Below are 19,187 nucleotides of genomic sequence, written 5' to 3' on the forward strand. Positions count from 1 at the left end.
TAGTATTTGCATTATTTATAAAACAAAGGTCAGCTACAAAGCTGACCCTATAAAATACAAAATTCATTTGCCTATTAGATCCATTATGCCAATAAAGACTATAAAGTCAACCAGTCACGCGGCTTTAGATAATAGTCAGTCAATTCAAATTCTGCTGTACCTGCTACAGGCTCAAAGCGATAATGCCAACTGGCAAGGGGCGGCATGCTCACTAAGATGGACTCAATGCGACCATTACTTTGTAGGCCAAATAAAGTACCACGGTCATAGACTAAATTATATTCGACATAGCGACCACGGCGATACAGCTGAAATTCACGCTGCTCATCAGTAAAGGCAGTATTTTTGCGCTGCTCAAAGATAGGTATGATGCCATCGAGATAACCTTGACCTACCGCTTGCATAAACTCAAAGCATCTCTCAAAGTCCCAGCCACGACTCTCAAGATTGACATCATCGTAGAACAGTCCACCGATACCGCGCTGCTCATCACGATGGCGTAGATGAAAATATTCATCACACCATTGCTTAAAATCAGGATAGACGCTGTCGCCAAAGGGCGCGCATAAGTCATGACAGACCTGATGCCAATGCACACAATCGGCTAATACAGGATAAAAAGGCGTCAAATCAAACCCGCCACCGAACCACCAAATAGGGTCTTTGTCAGCTGCTTCTGCAACGAACAGGCGCACATTAGCATGGCTGGTTGGTACATTGGGATTTTTGGGGTGCACCACTAATGACACGCCCATAGCTTGTGCTTTGCGACCTGCGATATCAGGGTGACGAGCTGTGGCTGACGCAGGTAGATTATGAACATGAATATGGCTAAACATGACCCCCGCTTTTTCTATAACTTTACCATCAGCTAAGATACATGAACGACCGCCACCACCCTCAGGACGCTCCCAGCCATCAGGGACAAAAGTTGCGCTGCCGCCACCATCTGCCTCTTGAGCTTCTAGTGCTTGACAGATACGAGCTTGCAGATCGACCAAAAACTCACGAACTCGCATAATGTCATCGTTGGTTGGCGTTGTAGCGTCTGCTACTGATAAGTCTGGCGCTGACAAATTGGAAAGATTATCACTATTTAAAATGCTCATAAAATATCCATTTATTGATGAATGAATTTCTATTACTGTTTTTATTTTTATTTATTGAGGTGCATGGCGGTATTGAAGTCTTTATCAAGCAAGTGACCCATACGATCGCGCTTGGTTGCCAAGTATTCCTCATTCATATCATTAACACCAACTACCAAAGGCACACGCTCAACCACTTCGATACCATGATCAACTAGATAAGCGACTTTGTCTGGATTGTTAGTGATGAGCCGAACTTTATCCACACCCGCATGAGCGAGCATCGCACCGCACATCTCATAGGTACGCGCGTCTGCTGGAAAGCCTAACATCAGATTGGCATCTAAGGTATCATGACCTTGATCTTGCAGCGCATAAGCACGAATCTTATTGGTCAAACCTATGCCGCGCCCTTCTTGACGCAGATATAAAATAGCACCACAGCCTGCTTGCTGAATGGTCTGCATCGCCGCATTGAGCTGAGCACCACAGTCACATTTGAGCGAGCTAAAGGCATCACCTGTTAGGCACTCAGAGTGAATACGCACTAAGGGTGTTTGCTCAAGGTCTTTATCTAATTCAGCTCTGGGGAGACCAACGGTCAGCATAACGTGCTCTTGACCGTCACCGTTTTCGAACATATGAATATCGAACTCGCCATGACGAGTCGGTAATTTGGCACTGGTAATAAAATGATATGACATTGCTGTCCTGCGTAGGCCGATTATTTGGGCATTAATTATTTAAGCATTAGAGGGTTAAGAGTGATGGCTGCTAGGGTAACTGTAGTTATATTGGCATGATTAACCAAAATACTAGCCCACATCGACTAGGCTAGCAATAAAACACATAAAATTCACACAGTCAGCACGATGGTTGGAGCGATGGTTTAAAAAAAATGCTATTATGCCATACTATTTTGACAGATACAGTCACAAGTCTTTGCTTGGGCTTACTGTACCGTCATCAACATTTAGTATGAATCTCCAATAACAACGTTTATTATCAATGAGCAACAACATCTATTACTAATAAATAACAACGTTTATTATTGACATTCAAAACAAATGATTTAGTGGTGATCCCTTGAACCTATTGTCATCTGTAGCTCATAATGGCTAGTTTTAGTCTGCTATTGTTAAGGCTATAGAGTAGTTATGACGCCGTATCCTAATGATAACGGTGTACATTCGATATGGTAGGTCATTATCTTGTCAGCAGCAGGTATAGTACGGTTTATGCAGCAGTCATCTCATTCCCCACAGTCTCGGTCTACATCGACGTCAGCTCTTGATTCTGCTGTTCACCTATCTGGTTTACAACAGACTTATTTGACGATTCCAGAGGCGTGTCCTAATACGCCGTTATTAGACGCTATCGCTAGCCCAGCCGATCTCAAGTCGCTATCTACCGAACAGCTTATCTGTTTGGTGGATGAGCTGCGCCTATTTCTTTTATATTCAATCGGTCAAAGCGGTGGTCATTTCGGTGCTAATCTGGGAGTGGTTGAGCTGACTATTGCCTTACATTATCTGCTAGATGCGCCACGTGATCAGATCGTTTGGGATGTCGGTCATCAGGCATATGGTCATAAAGTGCTAACGGGTCGCCGCGAGCAGCTGGCAAGTATTCGCGCAAAAGCAGGCTTGACCGCTTTTCCTGAACGCGCGGAATCTATCTATGATACGTTTGGTGTGGGTCATTCCTCAACCTCAATATCGGCAGGTCTAGGCATGAGCCTAGCACTACGGTATCAAAAGCGCGAACAGACGGTCGCCTGTATCATAGGTGATGGGGCGATGAGCGGTGGTATGGCTTTTGAGGCCATGAATGATGCTGTTCAACAAAACGCTGATCTACTGGTTATCTTAAATGACAATGATATGTCTATCTCCTGTTCGATCGGTGGCTTTTCACGTCATTTAGCGACGCTTTGGGAGTCAGGATATCAAGTTGATATCTCAGAGTCAGGTGAGCCAGTACTACGTGCGCGCCCTAGTATGCAGGGTTTTGACCGTCGTAATCGCCATGGCGAGCTGCGCGCTGTGCCAAAGATTGAAGATAATTTATTCAAAGCCATTGGCTTTACCTATTTTGGCCCCTTTGATGGTCATAACTTGCCTGAGTTGTTGCGCGTATTAAGCCTCGCCAAACAAATAAAAGGCCCTGTGCTGATTCATATCTATACGACCAAGGGTAAAGGTTTTGCACCTGCTGAGAGTGATCCCGTTGGCTTCCATGCTATTAGCAAGCTCGCTGCTAGTTCCGAAAAGACAGCGACGAGTAACGATCAGTCCTCTAAGCCTGCCCTCAAGCCCACTCTTAAGTACTCGCAAGTATTTGGTGAGTTTTTATGTGATAAAGCCGCTGCTGATGATAAAATGCTGGCGATTACCCCCGCTATGGAAGAAGGCTCAGGAATGACGGACTTTGCGCGTCAGTATCCAGAGCGCTTCTTTGATGTGGCCATTGCAGAACAGCACGCGGTAACACTAGCGGCTGGTATGGCGACTCAAGGGGTAAAACCCGTTGTCGCTATTTATTCGACATTTTTGCAGCGCGGTTATGATCAGCTTATCCATGATGTTGCCCTACAGAATCTTGATGTCACCTTTGCTATAGATCGGGCAGGGTTAGTCGGTGAAGATGGCGCAACGCATGCAGGTATATTTGATTTTGCCTTTTTGCGCTGTGTGCCCAATATGCTGATAGCGGCACCCAAGGATGAGAACGAATGCTACCAGCTACTTAATACTTGTTATGAGTATCAAGGCTGCACGGCGATCCGCTATCCACGCGGTAGTGGCATAGGCGCAGTTATCGAACGCCCCGCTCAGCTATATCCAATAGGTAAGGGCGTTATAGAGTCAGTATTGGGGTTAGAGCAGGCGACGACTAAATTGGCTGTTTTAGCCTTTGGTACTCTTGTGGATACCGCTGTGCGGGCTGCTGAGCAGTTGATCCAGAGTGATAATGATTTACAGATACAAGTTGTCAATATGCGCTGGGTCAAGCCTTTAGATTGCGAGCTGCTAGAAGAGCTGATAACGCAAGGGGTCACCCACATTGCGACCGTTGAGGAGCATGTGTTGATGGGCGGTGCAGGTAGCGCGGTCAATGAATATCTGCTCAATAGCTCGACAGCTTTTAAGACCAATCGAGTGGCTATAACCAATATTGCTATAGCTGATCGGTTTTTGGAACACGGTTCGCCAGCTGAGCAATGGGCGGATAGTGGTATAGACGTGGCAGGCGTGCTCAAACAGTTACAAGCTTTATTAAAGTAGTTTCAAGTTTCATATAACAGTATCTTAGAGCTGGATAGTATCTTAGAGCTGGATAGTATCTTAGAGCTAGAAAGTATTTTAAAGCCAAAAATTATTTCGTTTTTTATTCCTCAAACAAACAGGTTATTTATGGAACCCATGGTTGTCATCGCAGCGCGTGCTGCTGAAAAAGTTGGTAAAGAGATTTTATACGCGCATCAAAACCGCCATAAAGTTGAATTTGATATCGAGTCAAAGGGCCTTGATGGGTTAGTGACACGTATTGATCGCTTTAGTGAAGAGCTGACTATAGAGACACTAAAGAGCAGCTATCCTGACCATTCCTTCTTAGGGGAGGAGTTCGGGATGAAGCATGGTCGCGGTGAAGACGCTGACTGGTGCTGGATTATCGATCCGCTCGATGGTACCAAAAACTTTGTACATGGCATTCCGCAGTTCTGTGTGTCGATCGCAGTACAGCATAAAGGCGTCACTCAGCATGGGGTAGTCTATGATCCTGTACGTGATGAGATGTTCTCAGCCAGTCGTGGCAAAGGCGCACGCTTGAACAATCGCCGTATTAACGTTAGTGAGCGTAAAACTATTGACGGTGGACTATTCACTACAGGTCATCCGCTAGAGCGTACCCGTAATGGGGAGTCCATCTCTTACGCCAAGCAGCATTTTGATAGTCTATTGAAAATCACTGAAGAGGGCGGGCAAATTCGTCGCTTAGGCTCAGCGGCATTGGATCTTTGCTATGTAGCAGCGGGTCGCTTTGATGGTTATTTTGAGATGTCAATTAAGCCTTGGGATATTGCCGCAGGCGAGCTTATTGTGACCGAAGCACGCGGCACTGTGGTCGATCACAAAGGCGCGCACGACTCTATGACCACAGGCTCTATCTTTGCTTGTAATATCAAAATGCTTAAGCCGTTGATGCAAGTGGTCGTGCCAATATGGGGCGATGCGGTTTAAGATTTTATTCTCTTAAGCTTTGATTAAATACAGTCAAACTGCGCCAAATAAAAAAGCTGACTCTGTAATGGAGTCAGCTTTTTTATTATGTTCTTCACATACCTAAACTTTTATAGTCTATTAACTTTCACGCAGCCCTAAGCGTTTTTTTTCACTAATACTCTCAAGTAAACTTAGCTCTTGCTCGATCAATCCTAGCATATCCTGCACATGGGGCAAGATCTTACTACAAGCGGTAATACAGAACTCAATTTTATCTTGATAGCTGGCAAGGGTGATATTGAGCGCTTGCCCATCGACTAAGATGGAGGCAGGATATAGCGCTTTGAGCGGTGCACCATTCCAGTACAGCTGCTTTTTGGAGCCAGGGACATTAGAGATAATCAAGTTAAAGGCCTGCTTTTTTGGGAACAAACCTGTAAAGACATTCAATCCTTCCCAAGCGTAGGCAACTGCACTGTAATTGATCACTTGCGCTTTATTCATCCGTCGAAAGCGGCGCTTACCGCTGTTCATACTGTCATGAATCAGCTGCATACGCTTAACAGGATCTTCTAAATGCGTCGCTAAGTTCGCCATCAAAAACGAGATTTGATTGCCAGAAGCGCTTTCATCACAGCGTAGTGACATCGGTACGAAACCCACCAGTGGCTTAGTTGGTAACGCATTCATATCTAATAAATAACGACGTAACGCTCCTGAACAGACTGCCAGCACTACATCATTTTGATTCATGCTAAAGGTGTCGGCAATATCATAAAAGCGCTTTATATCATAAGATTGCGCCGCAATACGCCGAGACGCTGAAATACGACGATTCAAAATACTCATAGGTGCATCAAAAGTGCCAACGTAATCCTCGTCGCCACTGTGCTTAAAATTATCTACTAACTCTGTAAAAACAGGTTTAATAGTGGATAGCTGCTCCTTTATAATTCGCAATGCTGCACGGGCTGTGGGTTGAGCCTTTTCAGCTTTACTGGTTTTTCGAGTGATCACTGACCATATCGGCAGCGTTACGGGTTCAGTAGGCGATTGTGATAGGGCCTTTTCAACGATACGCATAGCGGCGATGCCATCGACTAGCGAGTGATGAATCTTAAAGTAAAAAGCAAAGCGCTCAGGACCGCCCTCAGTTTCAGGTAAAATACCCTCAATAACGTGACACTCCCACAGCGGCATAGCTCGATCAAGCAAGCGACTGTGCTCTTTGGAGATATACATCAGCAGCTCGCGGACGCGTCCAGGATTGGGCAATGCGACATGACGAAAGTGATGCTCAACATCAAACTGCTCGTCTTCTTTCCAAAATAATAGGTTCTCAAGCACCTGATTAAAAGGAAAGCTGGGAGGTGCTTTTGAAGTCTGCATTTGCTGCACTAATTTATAAACAAAATCGCTATCTATATCGCGCTCAGTTTCAGGCAATTCAAACAAAAATAAACCACCGACATGCATAGGTTGTTTACGCGATTCTAAAATTAAAAATAATTGATCAACGGCGCTCATTAGTCGCATGATAAGTCCTTTTACGGCGATTAATAAAAGTTAAGGTCTATTAAATATTTGACCGGGCTTATTTGTAAATATTCAACAAGCCTTAAGATTATAATGAATAAGTAGTCGTATAGTAATTAAAAGTTCACCCAACAGAGTATAGTAAAAACTTGCTAAAGACAGATCATTAAAATTATCTATTGAAATTGGTTTATCAAAAACTGTTTATTGAAAGCTGCTTATTGGAAAAAGTACCCTGTCTGTGGTGAGCTTGCGCTGGCCATCCTTCTCATTGGCATACGCCCTGCCAAAAACGCCTCGCGTCCTGCCCAAACACTATGCTTCATGGCTTGTGCCATTAGCACTGGATTTTGCGCATTGGCAATCGCTGAATTCATAAGCACCCCATCACAGCCTAGCTCCATCGCAATTGCTGCATCAGACGCCGTGCCAACGCCTGCATCGACTAGCACAGGTACTTTAGCGTTTTCAATAATTAGGCTTAAGGTATGGCGATTAAGTAGACCAAGTCCTGACCCTATCAAGCTACCTAAAGGCATAATAGCCACGCAGCCCATACTCTCAAGCTCTTGGGCGACTATAGGATCGTCTGAGGTATAGACCATCACCTCAAAGCCGTCGTCGATCAATATTTTGGCCGCTTTTAGGGTTTCCATAACATTAGGATAAAGACTGGTTTCATCACCTAATACCTCAAGCTTGACTAGATTATGTCCGCCCAATAGCTCACGGGCGAGCTTACAAGTGCGTACAGCGCTATCGGCATCAAAGCAGCCAGCGGTATTGGGCAAGATAGTGTATTTATCAGGGGAAATTACATCTAACAGATTAGGTTCATCGCGGTTTTGACCTATATTAGTTCGACGAATAGCCACCGTGACAATCTGAGCGCCAGAGGCCGCAATAGCGTGACCTGTCTCACTCATATCTTTATACTTACCCGTCCCAACCAATAGCCTTGATGAAAACGTGCGACTACCTACTGTAAAGCTGTCAGATATCAATAAGTCTTGCTCATTAGAAGTAACTTGTGACATATATAGAATCTCAGTGCGTATAAGTGATAAGGTTAAAATAAGTAAAATACCATATCTACTGATTGATGACATGCTGTAGATAATACAAAATGTTAGTATAACAAACTCATGCCAGCTCACGAGTACTCTTTTTTGTGCTAATGCGGTCACGACCAACGCGTTATAGGTGAATGTTCGACACGCCCTCAGCCAGTTACAAGACAGTTAAATCTTTTATCAGAATTTTTTATCAGGTTATTTTTATTAGGCTACTTTTTATCAGGTTATTCTTATGATGCAATTGCCATACTCTTTTGCCAAGCGCCATCAGCTATTGATTGTATTGGCGATCGACCCTGAGCTACCACCTACGCTGGTATTAACCAAAGCGACGCCACTATCGGCTATTAATGAAGCGGTACGGTTTATGCAGCAGCAAGGCATACGCGGCATACCCGTCTATGAGAGCATCAGCGCAGATGACTTTGAAAAACGTATGAATGCCTCTTATGCGGGTAACACAGGTGAGTCGCAGCATATTGCAGCTGGTCTTGAGGATCATCCTGATCTAGATAGCTTGGCCGATAGTGTTCCTGAGACCGAAGATCTGATGGACTCTCAAGACGATGCGCCCATCATTCGGCTGATTAATGCGCTGCTATCTGAAGCCATTCGTCTCAATGCCTCAGACATTCACATCGAGACTTTTGAAAAACGCTTAGTGGTGCGTTTTCGCGTCGATGGTGAACTCAAAGAAATTATCACCCCAAAAAGGCAGTTAGCGCCATTGCTGGTCTCGCGTATTAAAGTTATGGCCAAGCTGGATATCGCTGAAAAGCGCGTGCCGCAAGATGGGCGTATTAGCTTACGCTTAGCGGGTCGTGAAGTCGATGTGCGGGTATCGACGCTGCCCTCAAGCTTTGGTGAACGGGTAGTCATGCGTTTACTCGATAAGCAAGCAGGGCGCTTAAACATGACTTATCTAGGATTATCAGATGATGATTATCAAGAGCTGACTCGCCTTATCTATCAGCCACACGGTATTATTTTGGTCACAGGGCCGACAGGCTCTGGCAAAACGACGACACTATACGCAGGCTTAACTGACTTGAATGATCAAACCCGTAATATCTTAACCGCTGAGGATCCAATTGAGTTTCAGCTCGATGGTATCGGGCAGACGCAAGTTAATAACAAGGTCGATATGACCTTTGCTAAGAGTTTACGCGCGATGTTGCGCCAAGATCCTGATGTAGTGATGGTGGGTGAGATTCGTGATTTAGAGACGGCTGAAATTGCCGTACAAGCATCATTAACAGGGCATTTAGTGCTATCTACTTTGCATACCAATAGCGCCATTGGTGCCGTGACGCGCTTGCAAGATATGGGTGTTGAGCCTTTTTTATTATCCTCATCTCTGATTGGTGTTGTCGCTCAGCGCTTAGTACGTACTCTATGTTCCCATTGTCATAGCTGGCAGCCAGCAGATAGCGAGCAAGCCAAGTTATTTACTGAGATTAACATCGCTGCTAATACCTCAATAAAGATACCCAAAGCGGTCGGTTGTGACAAGTGCAATCAATCAGGCTTTAAGGGTCGTACGGCAATCTATGAGGTTGTACCTATCGACGATACCATGCGCCGCATGATTCACAGCAATACCGCAGAGTACGAGCTTGAGGAGTATGCACGTAAGCTGACACCGTCTATTCGTGCTGATGGTCTGCACAAGGTAATAGCTGGCCGAACCACTTTAGAGGAAGTACTGCGCGTCACCAAAGAGAGCGCCATGCTGGATGACGCTCTGATTATTTAATGATTCTATAGCCTAAAAAAAGCGTCAACATGCTCTAATACTTACTAGGTATTTTGAAGCTTGTCAGCTTTATCTGAAGCTGTTTTATCGTGAGCCATGTTACTGTCAGCTACATCATCCGCAGATTCTGTGCTTTGCGTTTTGCTATTATTACCTTGACGGCGGGCTTCTAACTCGGATTTGGGTATCCAAGCCCAAGTCATCTCAACGACGATCGGGTCGCGCGCGCTATCGGACTCGCGATCATTAATGACACAAGGGATAATCATTTCACCCTTAGGCGTTTCTAAAATCTCTAAACGTTGCGCATCAGACAACGTAGCAATAGCCGCTATTTGTCCCTTTTTGAGGGGACGATAAAAGTTAACCGAATACGACTTAATCAATAATATCCGATCGCTAGGTAAGTTTAGACCCAAAATAAAACCAGTAGCCGTTTCTGCGAGCAAAGTGACAGCAACCGCATGCACAGTGCCAATATGGTTTTGTACCGCCTTGCTGTTGTTCAAACTGACCACTACCTCATTAGGCTCAACAGTTTCGTAGTAGACGCCCGTAGTACCGACATAAGGCACAACTTTGCCAAACGCTTTGGATAATATCTTTGAGCGCGTGCCAGCGGGTAGATATTTAGTTACTGATAACAGCTTTGTAAACTGATTGTTGATCGGCTTGAGCTTATCATTGGCAGGCTTGTCTTGTGACGTGATAGCATCAGTGATTCTGGCAGAGAGCTTAGGAAGCTTAGTCTCTTTTGCTTTATTGGATAGTTTATTTAACAGCTCTGACATGTCATATTCCTTGGTTTTTAATAACTGATTTTAATAACTGGTAGGTCTTATAAAAATTAAAATGATGTGGCAATTTAACAATAACAATGATGATAAGTAGGATGATTGCTCACTACGACCTGTATTTAAGCTACTGATTCTAGACACATAGTTTTTTATAGTGATATAACTATGGTAGCATTAACCAGCGCTTTTTTAGTATGAATAACATAGACTGCTGCGCTTAAAAAATAATAAGCTAACGGCAACGTAACGATTAGCCTAGTAATATAATTTTGTCATTCACAGTCTATTTTGCGGTATTTTATAGGTCAATTATGCACGATGTTTCTAGTACTTCCTCTAAGACCTCGATCACTACAGCGACCAATATTATTTATACTGGGGTTGCAGGTACAGGTAAAACGTATCAGCTATTACAAATTGCCAAGCAGTATACCGATCATTTGCCAACATTAAGTGAGCAGGCATTATTAACTCAGTTATTGCAGCCGTTGAGCTGGCGTGAAGTGGTGTGTTTGGTATTATTAGATCTGCACAATCAACAACAGGACTTGGCAAAAGTGCCTGAAATTGTCGCGCATGAGTTTTTTGTAGCAAAAGCGGCGCAAAATGCACGCGCTAAGAATTTGAATAGCACGGCATGGTCAGTGCTGCAAATGCACAGTCCTATAGAGTCTGCAACGGTCAGCTGTGATCATCGTGCCAGCCAAGCGTATTTTGATAAAGATCAGAGCGGCGCTTGGTATTTATTGGCAGATAGTTTGCCATTATTAAAGGATTTGGCGCAGCAGCTGATAGAGCTTAAGCAAGCACAGTATGAGCATAGGCCTGCAAGCTGCCAAGACATCAGCATCAAACGCTATAGCATGGTTAGCTTTCATCAAGCTTACGGTTATGAAGAGTTTGTCGAGGGAATTCGACCTGTTATAGGCGCGATTGGGTCACAGGGGCAGGGCGGTCAAATGCGCTATGATATTCAAGATGGCGCATTCTTAAAGTTATGTCAGCGTGCCATAAGTGATCCCAAGCAGCGCTATGCGATGCTGATTGATGAGATCAATCGCGCTAACGTATCGCGAGTATTCGGCGAGCTACTCAGTCTGATCGAGCCCAATAAGCGTAGCGGGCAAGCGCAGGCTATGCAAGTACAGCTAGCCTATTCTGGACGACTCTTTAGCGTGCCAAGTAACGTCGATATCTACGCGACGATGAACACTCAAGATCATTCGCTTGCGCCCCTTGATATGGCGATGCGTCGGCGTTTTCGCTTTATTGATTGTCCGCCAAAACCTGAGCTATTAGCGACTATTCAATGCTCTGATACCAAAATTGATGACAACGATGAAGATGAGCCTACAGAGTCAGCAATAGATTTGGCTAAGATATTGGCAGGCTTTAATCAGCGCATTGTGCAAACGTTAGGCGTGGAGGCGCAGTTGGGTCACGCTTTTTTATGGTCAATTGACACTGTAGAGGCTCTGCAAACCGCATTGATAGAACAGATCATCCCGCAACTAGTACAGGCAACTGGTGGTCAGCTTGGCTTATTACAGTATTTATTCAATGATGAGTCGCAACCGCTTGAGTTGCAGTTTATTCAAGACGCGCAGATACAAATTGATGATCGCTCTGGCCATCAAACGCAGCAGGCCGATTTTAATGCAGGATTCAATACACCAAGCGGCTTTTTGGGGCAATCTATGAGCGTAACGAGTTACCAAATAAATCCACAGCTGATCGCTAGATCGGGTGAGTTTACTACTGCTAAAGTATATCAGCGCCTGTATTGATATCAAAAACAAGCATTTCGAGAGAACATTAAGGCAGATAATCATACAATGCTTACAGAAACTATAACCCGTTCTAGGTTAACCGATGACTTTGAGTCAAGACATTCTAGTCCTGACAGCTTTAAAACTCATCATAGAAACAGTGAAGCGAAATCTGTTAGCACCAACACAAGTGTTATGAGCGTATTTGAACATCAGCGTTTAACCGTAAATGACTTTAGTCAAGCGGCTGATTTTGATTGGCTCTTAACCCAAGAGTTTGCCGTTTTTAGTTTCAAGCGTCAGAGTGGACAGTGGCAGCTAAAAGTCGGTCATTACATCGGCATTATTGTACTGCCAAGTAGTATGACGCTGGAGATATTGCCGAAGCCTATTAATGAAAGCAACAGTATTAATAGCCGCCAAGACCCTAAAGATATCGCTGTAACACGCCTGTGGGTGCAGCAGATGTTAGGTGATTTATTTCATAAAACCTGCGATCGGCAGCCCCATTATAAGACCTTAGATCAGCTCAGCGGTGATGTCGAGGTGCTAGCATCACTACCCATGCAGACCTTGCCGATATCCGAATGGTTGATTAAGCAGTTTATGCAGCTGATAGCTCTCTACAAACCGACACAAGGTTATCAGACAGTCACTCAGAACGCTTCTAGCTTGCAGGGCAAGCTATTGATCAAAGAGCAGCTCAGATATAACGGTGCACAGCCGCATAAAATGATCAGCGAAGTGAGTTATCTAAGCCAAGATACGTTAAGTAATCGGCTAATCAAAAGCGCGCTAAATTTACTAGAACCGCTATTCTCTCAGTCTTTATCCTCACTACACTCAAGCTTGGCGATATCATTACCTGCTAAATATCTATCAGCATGGCGAGCGGTAAGCGCTTTTAGTACCCATGAGCTGAACCAGCTAAATGCCCTATATAAGTCTGCTAAAACTCAGCTTAATACCCAACCGTTGATGCGCTCTCAGCTCCATATAGCACAGCAGCTGTTGGACTGGGCTTACTGGTTATTGTGTAGACAACAAGCAAGCCTACAAACAGGCAGCAGTCTTAAGTTAAATCATACAAATGATGTCTTTAGAGCTACAGCGTCTAAAGCTATAGCGTCTAACCAGCCGCGATTGTGTATATTATTTAATATGAATCAAGCCTTTGAGCAATGGGCAAGTTTGCATATCACAACGATGTTTGCGCAATTCAATGAGGGCTATCAGACACTGTATCAAGCGCAGCACAGCTGGCTGCGAGATCAGTGGGGACAGAACTGCTTATCTATACGGCCTGACTTACTTGTTGGTCAAAATACGCCTTGTGATGATACTTGTGACAACAACTATGACAATACAAAGGTTTTGATGTATAGCCATGTCATAGACATTAAATGGAAGGCTTTAGCGCAGGCCAATGCCATTAGTGCTAGCGATGCTTATCAATTAACCAGCTACGCGCAAGCTTATCAAGCCACGCAAGCTTGGCTAGTTTATCCTGTCATTGAGCACACGCGCCAACCTGTTGCTCTACAGCAGCACCGCTCAACGAGTCGCTTAGAGCAGACCAATCACACTCAGCTATGGCTTATGCCCTTTAATGTATTGACAGGGACTTTGAACGACTGGCAATCAATAAATAAATCATTGATTACTAAAAAGTGAAGCTATTTTTGCTGAAAATTTAAGCTAATAAAAAGCTGTTTAATAAAAATTAGACTTTATTTTAAATAAATTGAAAATAGCAGTTGACAGCACCTCCTTTTGCCCTTAATATGTGCACCTCGATAGCGAGGAACGTTAACCAGTTAGCAGCTTTGCTAGTTTGTTAAAACAATGCGTTTTATCGAGATAATAGAGTACATCGGAGTGTGGCGCAGTTTGGTAGCGCATCTGGTTTGGGACCAGAGGGTCGTAGGTTCGAATCCTATCACTCCGACCATCTATTTCAAGAGCCTTACAGGCTTTTTTTTATGTATAATGCTTTAATTGCTTAAAGTCAATTATTTGAATGAGAGCAAAAGTTAAATATATAAAAAGCCCTTAAGAGCGCCTGTAGCTCAGCTGGATAGAGCATCTCCCTTCTAAGGAGGTGGCCGCAGGTTCGAATCCTGCCAGGCGCACCATTTAGCCTGTAGATATGCTGATCGTTGGCAACAGTTATGGCGGTTGTAGCTCAGTTGGTAGAGCCCCGGGTTGTGATCTCGGTTGTCGTGGGTTCGAGTCCCATCAGTCGCCCCATATTTTATAGTATCTATAACTTGTTAAATGTTAAGACTACCTATGCCTCTTTTGGCATTTTTTTTCGTCTACATTTTATGTTTTTTATAACTATTAGTATTGTATTTATACCAATCATTTTGTACTTGCCATTCCCTATCTATTGCTTGACCTTATTTTTATCATCTTTTTAGTATATAATTATTAAGAATATTTAAATAATACTTCAGATTATCTTAATTTTTTAGCTAAGATAGATAATTCTCTGACTGCGTTTCAAGCAGAAGATTATTAGGGATGCGGATCGCACTCTTCTCAAAAAAAACTTAAAGTGTGTTAACGTATTTATATTCTCATGTAAAGTCCAAAATAAACGATTTACCTTGTGTGGCATCTAGTAGGTGGTTTATTTTCTACGGTTGGCTAGCTCAATGAGCCGTTAAGGAAATTATCAATGGACGCATTAAGCGTATTGCTACAGAACGTAAATTTGCTCGAGACCAAATACTATCGTTTGAATGGGACCGGCAATTGGTCTTATTCGATTGATAAAAAAGATACTATTTTATTTTATCTTGTGCTATCTGGTGGGTTTTGTATCGATGTTGGAGAGGAGGTAAGACAGACGAATGCAGGCGATATTTTGATGATATCTGACGCCTCTCAGCATATTAGCTACGCGCTTGGCTATAATGGCTATAATGGCGATGATGCAAAGCCTTTAGATCAAGTGCTGGCGGCTAATCAAGACCGTGTGGTTCAGCTGGGCAGCAAAGGCGATATGAATGCTTGTTTAATCTTGATTGAGTGCCGATATGATAAAGAGATGATCCGCCCTTTGTTATCGGTATTGCCTACATTACTGCCTGAGCTGAGTGAAAAATCTGATGGCAGATTTGGGGTGGTTGATGTTGAAGTCAAGTTATTGACTTTAGAATCCGAAAAAGAGCGTATGGGTAGAACGGCGGTCATCAATCATTGGGCTAGTATTATGATGATTGAGTGTTTGCGAACTTATATCGAAAGTATGCCTGAAGCGACAGATAACTGGTTAAAAGCGCTGAAAGATCCGTATTTGGCAAAGGCAATAGTGGCTATGCATTATGAGCCTAATAAAGCTTGGACTATTAATAAGCTTGCTGAGGTTGCAGGTATGTCGCGCTCAAGCTTTGCTCAGCGTTTCAAGGATGTCGTAGGTATGCCGCCATTGACCTATCTGATCGATTATCGCTTGCGTCTAGCAGCACGCTACCTTCGTCTGCAACAGAATAGCATTAGTCGTATTAGCGAGCTGGTCGGTTATGCCTCAGACTCGACCTTTAGCCAAGCCTTTAAGCGAGTTTATGGTGTATCACCAAAAGCTTATCGTCAGAGGCATCAAAAAAAGCTAATCGCTTAACTATGAATTTTGCTGAATGAGAACATGCTCTACTGTAAAGCTCAATAGCATCGAAAAATAGCGTTAAGAAACGATCATTCTTAACGCTATTTTTTATGGCTGATAAGTATTTCTTTATATCCATTAGTGCGAAAGCTGACAAGCTTTCGCAGTTGAGGTACTATAGCCTAATAAGCTGGCGGCTTTTGCTTGAGCTATTATTGTTAAGCGTATGTGGCTACTTATAATAGGCGACTAGACTTACTTTTTATTGGTGCTAGCAGATTATGACTCAACCGATGCTTAACACGACAGATAAAACCTCAGCTAAATCTAGCCATAAGCTTGTTAGCACTACGACTGCTACAGATAAGTCTACTACTGAGCAAGCAACAGCTATGGAGCTGGCAACACAGCAGTCTCATAACATGTCACAAAGCGTCGCGGATATAGCCCTTACTAAAGCTGAGCTACTAAATTTATTTATAGTGCCAGTCACCAGTATAAATGCTGAAACTAATGCGGGCGTACAAAGTTCATTTGATAAAGGTTTATCTGATAAAGGCTTACTTGTAAAATACAGTGCTAGTGCCGTAGATGCTGTTGTCACTACTGCCAACGAAACCAGTGTTGCTGATCAGCGTTTGGCTTTGTATCGTAATCAGCATGCGCGTACGCGTCTGCTATATCAAGCGTCTGCCAATAATCGTCCAACATATCTGGTACAAAATCTAAAGCCGCAATTTTTAGAGCGTCAGCAGTATCTACTATCACAGCAGCTTGATAAGCGTGGATTGTTAGATATCGATGCTATTGAGCGTCTCTGGCAACAGCTACATGTGGTTGATGATATCATCGCTGATATCGTAAGCCATATGCCGGCTCAGCAGCCTGTAGGCTGGCAACTCACTGTCCAAGACGGTCATAATCCTTTATGCTTGCCGACGGTCGGCAAGCTCAAACATCCCAAGCCAGTAGTGGATCTTGCCAGTCTTAACAGCTATGTGCTTAGTCACTTTGGCGTGAGTAGCTTTACCTATGATCGCGCTTACTATATTGGGCATGTCATCGGTTATTTATTCAGCTGTTACTTTTGTGCGCATTTGTCGATCAGCTATGGCATTACTGCACTTGGCTCTCAGGTAATCTTGGACTATGATTACGCCAGCCTTGAGACCCCGTATATGGTACGCTTATTACAAGGACTCGATGGCTACTGCAAAAAACGCATTTATCAGCTGGCGGTTATTTGTGCTAGATTGAGCGTCTATGCCAGTGACAAGCGAATTGAGAAAATGCTCATTGCTGAGGTCAATGATTTTGATAAAAAACTCCAGCAGCAGCATTTAGATGTTTTGCTACTGCAAGGTATCATGCCTGATAGTAGTGACTCGACGCCGCTTTTTTAGAGTTAAATTGTTCACTAACTATTTTAAGTAACCTTTCGCTCGCTCTAGGATGCTCAAAGCTATGCCAGCTTACCACTACAAAGCGCTTGATGACCAAGGGGCGATGCAAAAGGGCCTGCTTGAGGGTGACTCGGCACGGCAAATACGTCAGCAGCTGCGCGACAAAGCATGGACGCCCGTTGAGATAAATGCGGTCAACGATAAGCAAAGCTCCAGTAAAAGCCGTTATAAGAAGCCCTCTGCTTATGAGCTAGCTCTACTGACGCGCCAGCTATCGGTGTTGCTGGCAGCAGGTATTCCATTAGAAGAAACCTTAGCCGCTGTCGCCAAGCAATCACCAAAAACCCATATAAAGTCCTTAATGCTAGCGGTGCGCTCACATGTGTTAGAGGGCTTAAGTCTAGCTCGCGCGCTACAGCAAGCTGCTAGCTTTCCACCGCTATATATCGCCACCATTGCCGCTGGTGAGAAGTCAGGTCATCTCGATCTTATTCTTAATCAATTAGCCGACTACACCGAAAACCGCTTTGCCTTGCAAAAGAAAATCCAAGGCGCGATGATTTATCCTATTGTGCTGATGGTTATGGCGCTGGCAGTGATCATCGGACTTATGAGTTTTGTTGTGCCCAAAATCGTCAAAGTCTTTGAGCAATCTGAGCAAGCACTGCCGCTGATCACTCAGATTGTACTGGCGTTATCGAATCTAATTACCCAATGGTGGTGGCTGATGCTCATAGTGTCAGTGGCAACCGCCTTTTTGTTTTATCGCTTTGCGCATACGCAAGCGGGCAAGTTAACTATTGACAGTGTAGTGCTTAGATTGCCTATACTGGCTCGACTCTCCAAAGGGCTCAATGCCGCGCGTTTTGCCAGTACATTGGCGATATTAGTGCGCTCAGGTGTGCCTTTAATTGAAGCGCTACATATTGGCGCTGCGGTTACTACTAATTTGCACATTCAACGCACTATTATCACTGCGTCTGATCGGGTCACCGAGGGTGCTAGTCTTTCAAGCCAGCTTGAGCGCTCCAGCTACTTTCCGCCCATGATGGTGCAGATGATAAAAAGTGGTGAAAACTCAGGTGAGCTTGAAAATATGCTGAGCCGCGCCGCCAATATGCAAGAGGCAGAGGCGACCAACTTTATCAGTACTTTACTTGCGCTATTAGAGCCATTGATGCTGGTGTTGATGGGTGTGGTGGTCATGATTATCGTTATGGCAGTGATGTTACCTATCGTTAATATGAATGATTTGGCAGGATGAGATACGTTTTAATAACAACTTTCATAAGTAGATAATTTTAAAATCATAGTCTATAGTGGCTATTAATCAAGCATATTATTTCTTAAAATGAACCATGAATGACCAAGAGCGACGATATTAATGACGACTATAACTGATAAGAAACATAACGCTAAAACATTATCCCACAGCCAAGCTGGCTTTACCCTGATTGAAATCATGGTGGTTATCGTGATTTTAGCTATTTTGGCAGGGTTAGTCGTGCCGAGAGTCGTTGGACAAAGTGATAAAGCGCGCGTAAAAACGACAGAAACCGCATTGGCGACCGTATCTAACGCATTAGATATGTATAAGGTAGATAACTCGCGCTATCCAACAACAGCGCAAGGCTTGGATGCCTTAATTACGCCACCAGCGGATGCCAAAAATTATCCTGACGGCGGCTATATAAAAGGTGGCTATCCAACGGATGGTTGGGAAAATGAGATGCAATACGTTGCTCCTGGCAGTGATGGCAAGCCTTATGATTTATTCTCTTTAGGCGGTGATAACAGTCAAGGTGGAGAAGGTCTCGATGCGGATATTTATGCTCAGCTTTAATCTTATATAAAGATTTCGCTTAAGCATATCGCTGCTAGCCACTCATAATATCAACCAGTAAAATCGGTTGATATTTTTAT

At 43.8% G+C, this 19,187-nt stretch carries 14 protein-coding genes and 3 tRNA genes; 12 read left to right on the forward strand and 5 right to left on the reverse strand.

Annotated elements, in window-relative coordinates; all coding sequences use genetic code 11:
* Positions 1-98: 98 nt before the first annotated feature.
* Together hemF and ribA are read right to left on the reverse strand one after the other, a co-directional pair.
* Entirely contained in the window at positions 99-1,109 is a 1,011-nt protein-coding gene (gene hemF / locus ACR63T_RS01520) for an oxygen-dependent coproporphyrinogen oxidase (RefSeq protein WP_472784544.1), read from the reverse strand.
* Positions 1,110-1,156: 47 nt separating this feature from the next.
* Complete coding sequence (gene ribA, locus ACR63T_RS01525) at positions 1,157-1,792, reverse strand: GTP cyclohydrolase II (protein ID WP_472784545.1); 636 nt, start codon at positions 1,790-1,792, stop codon at positions 1,157-1,159.
* Between the two features lie 534 nt (positions 1,793-2,326).
* Here ribA and dxs point away from each other — a divergent pair.
* Together dxs and ACR63T_RS01535 are read left to right on the forward strand one after the other, a co-directional pair.
* The gene (gene dxs / locus ACR63T_RS01530) at positions 2,327-4,375 is read left to right on the forward strand and encodes a 1-deoxy-D-xylulose-5-phosphate synthase (RefSeq protein WP_472784546.1); all 2,049 of its coding nucleotides are present in this window, start codon (positions 2,327-2,329) and stop codon (positions 4,373-4,375) included.
* Positions 4,376-4,504: 129 nt separating this feature from the next.
* Positions 4,505-5,332: an inositol monophosphatase family protein gene (locus ACR63T_RS01535; RefSeq protein ID WP_201571296.1), complete on the forward strand. Its 828-nt coding sequence runs from the start codon at positions 4,505-4,507 to the stop codon at positions 5,330-5,332.
* Positions 5,333-5,452: 120 nt separating this feature from the next.
* Here ACR63T_RS01535 and ACR63T_RS01540 read toward each other — a convergent pair whose 3' ends face one another.
* Both ACR63T_RS01540 and ACR63T_RS01545 read right to left on the reverse strand, forming a co-directional pair.
* Positions 5,453-6,850: a WS/DGAT/MGAT family O-acyltransferase gene (locus ACR63T_RS01540; protein WP_305899450.1), complete on the reverse strand. Its 1,398-nt coding sequence runs from the start codon at positions 6,848-6,850 to the stop codon at positions 5,453-5,455.
* 218 nt (positions 6,851-7,068) lie between these two features.
* Positions 7,069-7,887: a thiazole synthase gene (locus ACR63T_RS01545; protein ID WP_472784547.1), complete on the reverse strand. Its 819-nt coding sequence runs from the start codon at positions 7,885-7,887 to the stop codon at positions 7,069-7,071.
* A 271-nt stretch (positions 7,888-8,158) separates the two neighbouring features.
* Between ACR63T_RS01545 and gspE the strand changes: the two genes are divergently transcribed.
* Complete coding sequence (gene gspE / locus ACR63T_RS01550; protein WP_472784548.1) at positions 8,159-9,682, forward strand: type II secretion system ATPase GspE; 1,524 nt, start codon at positions 8,159-8,161, stop codon at positions 9,680-9,682.
* 44 nt (positions 9,683-9,726) lie between these two features.
* On the opposite strand, the gene ACR63T_RS01555 is transcribed toward gspE, so the two are convergent.
* Complete coding sequence (locus ACR63T_RS01555; protein WP_472784549.1) at positions 9,727-10,473, reverse strand: DUF4442 domain-containing protein; 747 nt, start codon at positions 10,471-10,473, stop codon at positions 9,727-9,729.
* Between the two features lie 317 nt (positions 10,474-10,790).
* Between ACR63T_RS01555 and ACR63T_RS01560 the strand changes: the two genes are divergently transcribed.
* From ACR63T_RS01560 to gspG, 9 genes are all read left to right on the forward strand, one after another.
* Positions 10,791-12,266 (forward strand): McrB family protein, encoded by a 1,476-nt coding sequence (locus ACR63T_RS01560; RefSeq protein ID WP_472784550.1) that lies wholly within the window; start codon positions 10,791-10,793, stop codon positions 12,264-12,266.
* 48 nt (positions 12,267-12,314) lie between these two features.
* On the forward strand, positions 12,315-13,922 hold the full coding sequence (locus tag ACR63T_RS01565) for an McrC family protein (protein ID WP_472784551.1): 1,608 nt from the start codon (positions 12,315-12,317) through the stop codon (positions 13,920-13,922).
* Between the two features lie 200 nt (positions 13,923-14,122).
* A tRNA-Pro gene (locus tag ACR63T_RS01570) sits at positions 14,123-14,199 on the forward strand.
* A gap of 107 nt (positions 14,200-14,306) precedes the next feature.
* Positions 14,307-14,383 (forward strand) — tRNA-Arg (locus ACR63T_RS01575).
* A 39-nt stretch (positions 14,384-14,422) separates the two neighbouring features.
* Positions 14,423-14,498 (forward strand) — tRNA-His (locus tag ACR63T_RS01580).
* Between the two features lie 433 nt (positions 14,499-14,931).
* A complete protein-coding gene (locus ACR63T_RS01585; RefSeq protein WP_472784552.1) occupies positions 14,932-15,876 on the forward strand; it encodes an AraC family transcriptional regulator in 945 nt (314 codons plus the stop codon).
* Positions 15,877-16,142: 266 nt separating this feature from the next.
* Positions 16,143-17,264, forward strand: a complete 1,122-nt coding sequence (locus ACR63T_RS01590) for a hypothetical protein (RefSeq protein WP_472784553.1) — start codon at positions 16,143-16,145, stop codon at positions 17,262-17,264.
* Between the two features lie 61 nt (positions 17,265-17,325).
* On the forward strand, positions 17,326-18,528 hold the full coding sequence (gene gspF / locus ACR63T_RS01595; RefSeq protein WP_305899456.1) for a type II secretion system inner membrane protein GspF: 1,203 nt from the start codon (positions 17,326-17,328) through the stop codon (positions 18,526-18,528).
* A 120-nt stretch (positions 18,529-18,648) separates the two neighbouring features.
* On the forward strand, positions 18,649-19,107 hold the full coding sequence (gene gspG, locus ACR63T_RS01600; protein ID WP_472784554.1) for a type II secretion system major pseudopilin GspG: 459 nt from the start codon (positions 18,649-18,651) through the stop codon (positions 19,105-19,107).
* Positions 19,108-19,187: the final 80 nt, after the last annotated feature.

The sequence above is a fragment of the Psychrobacter sp. M17(2026) genome, from assembly GCF_055699815.1.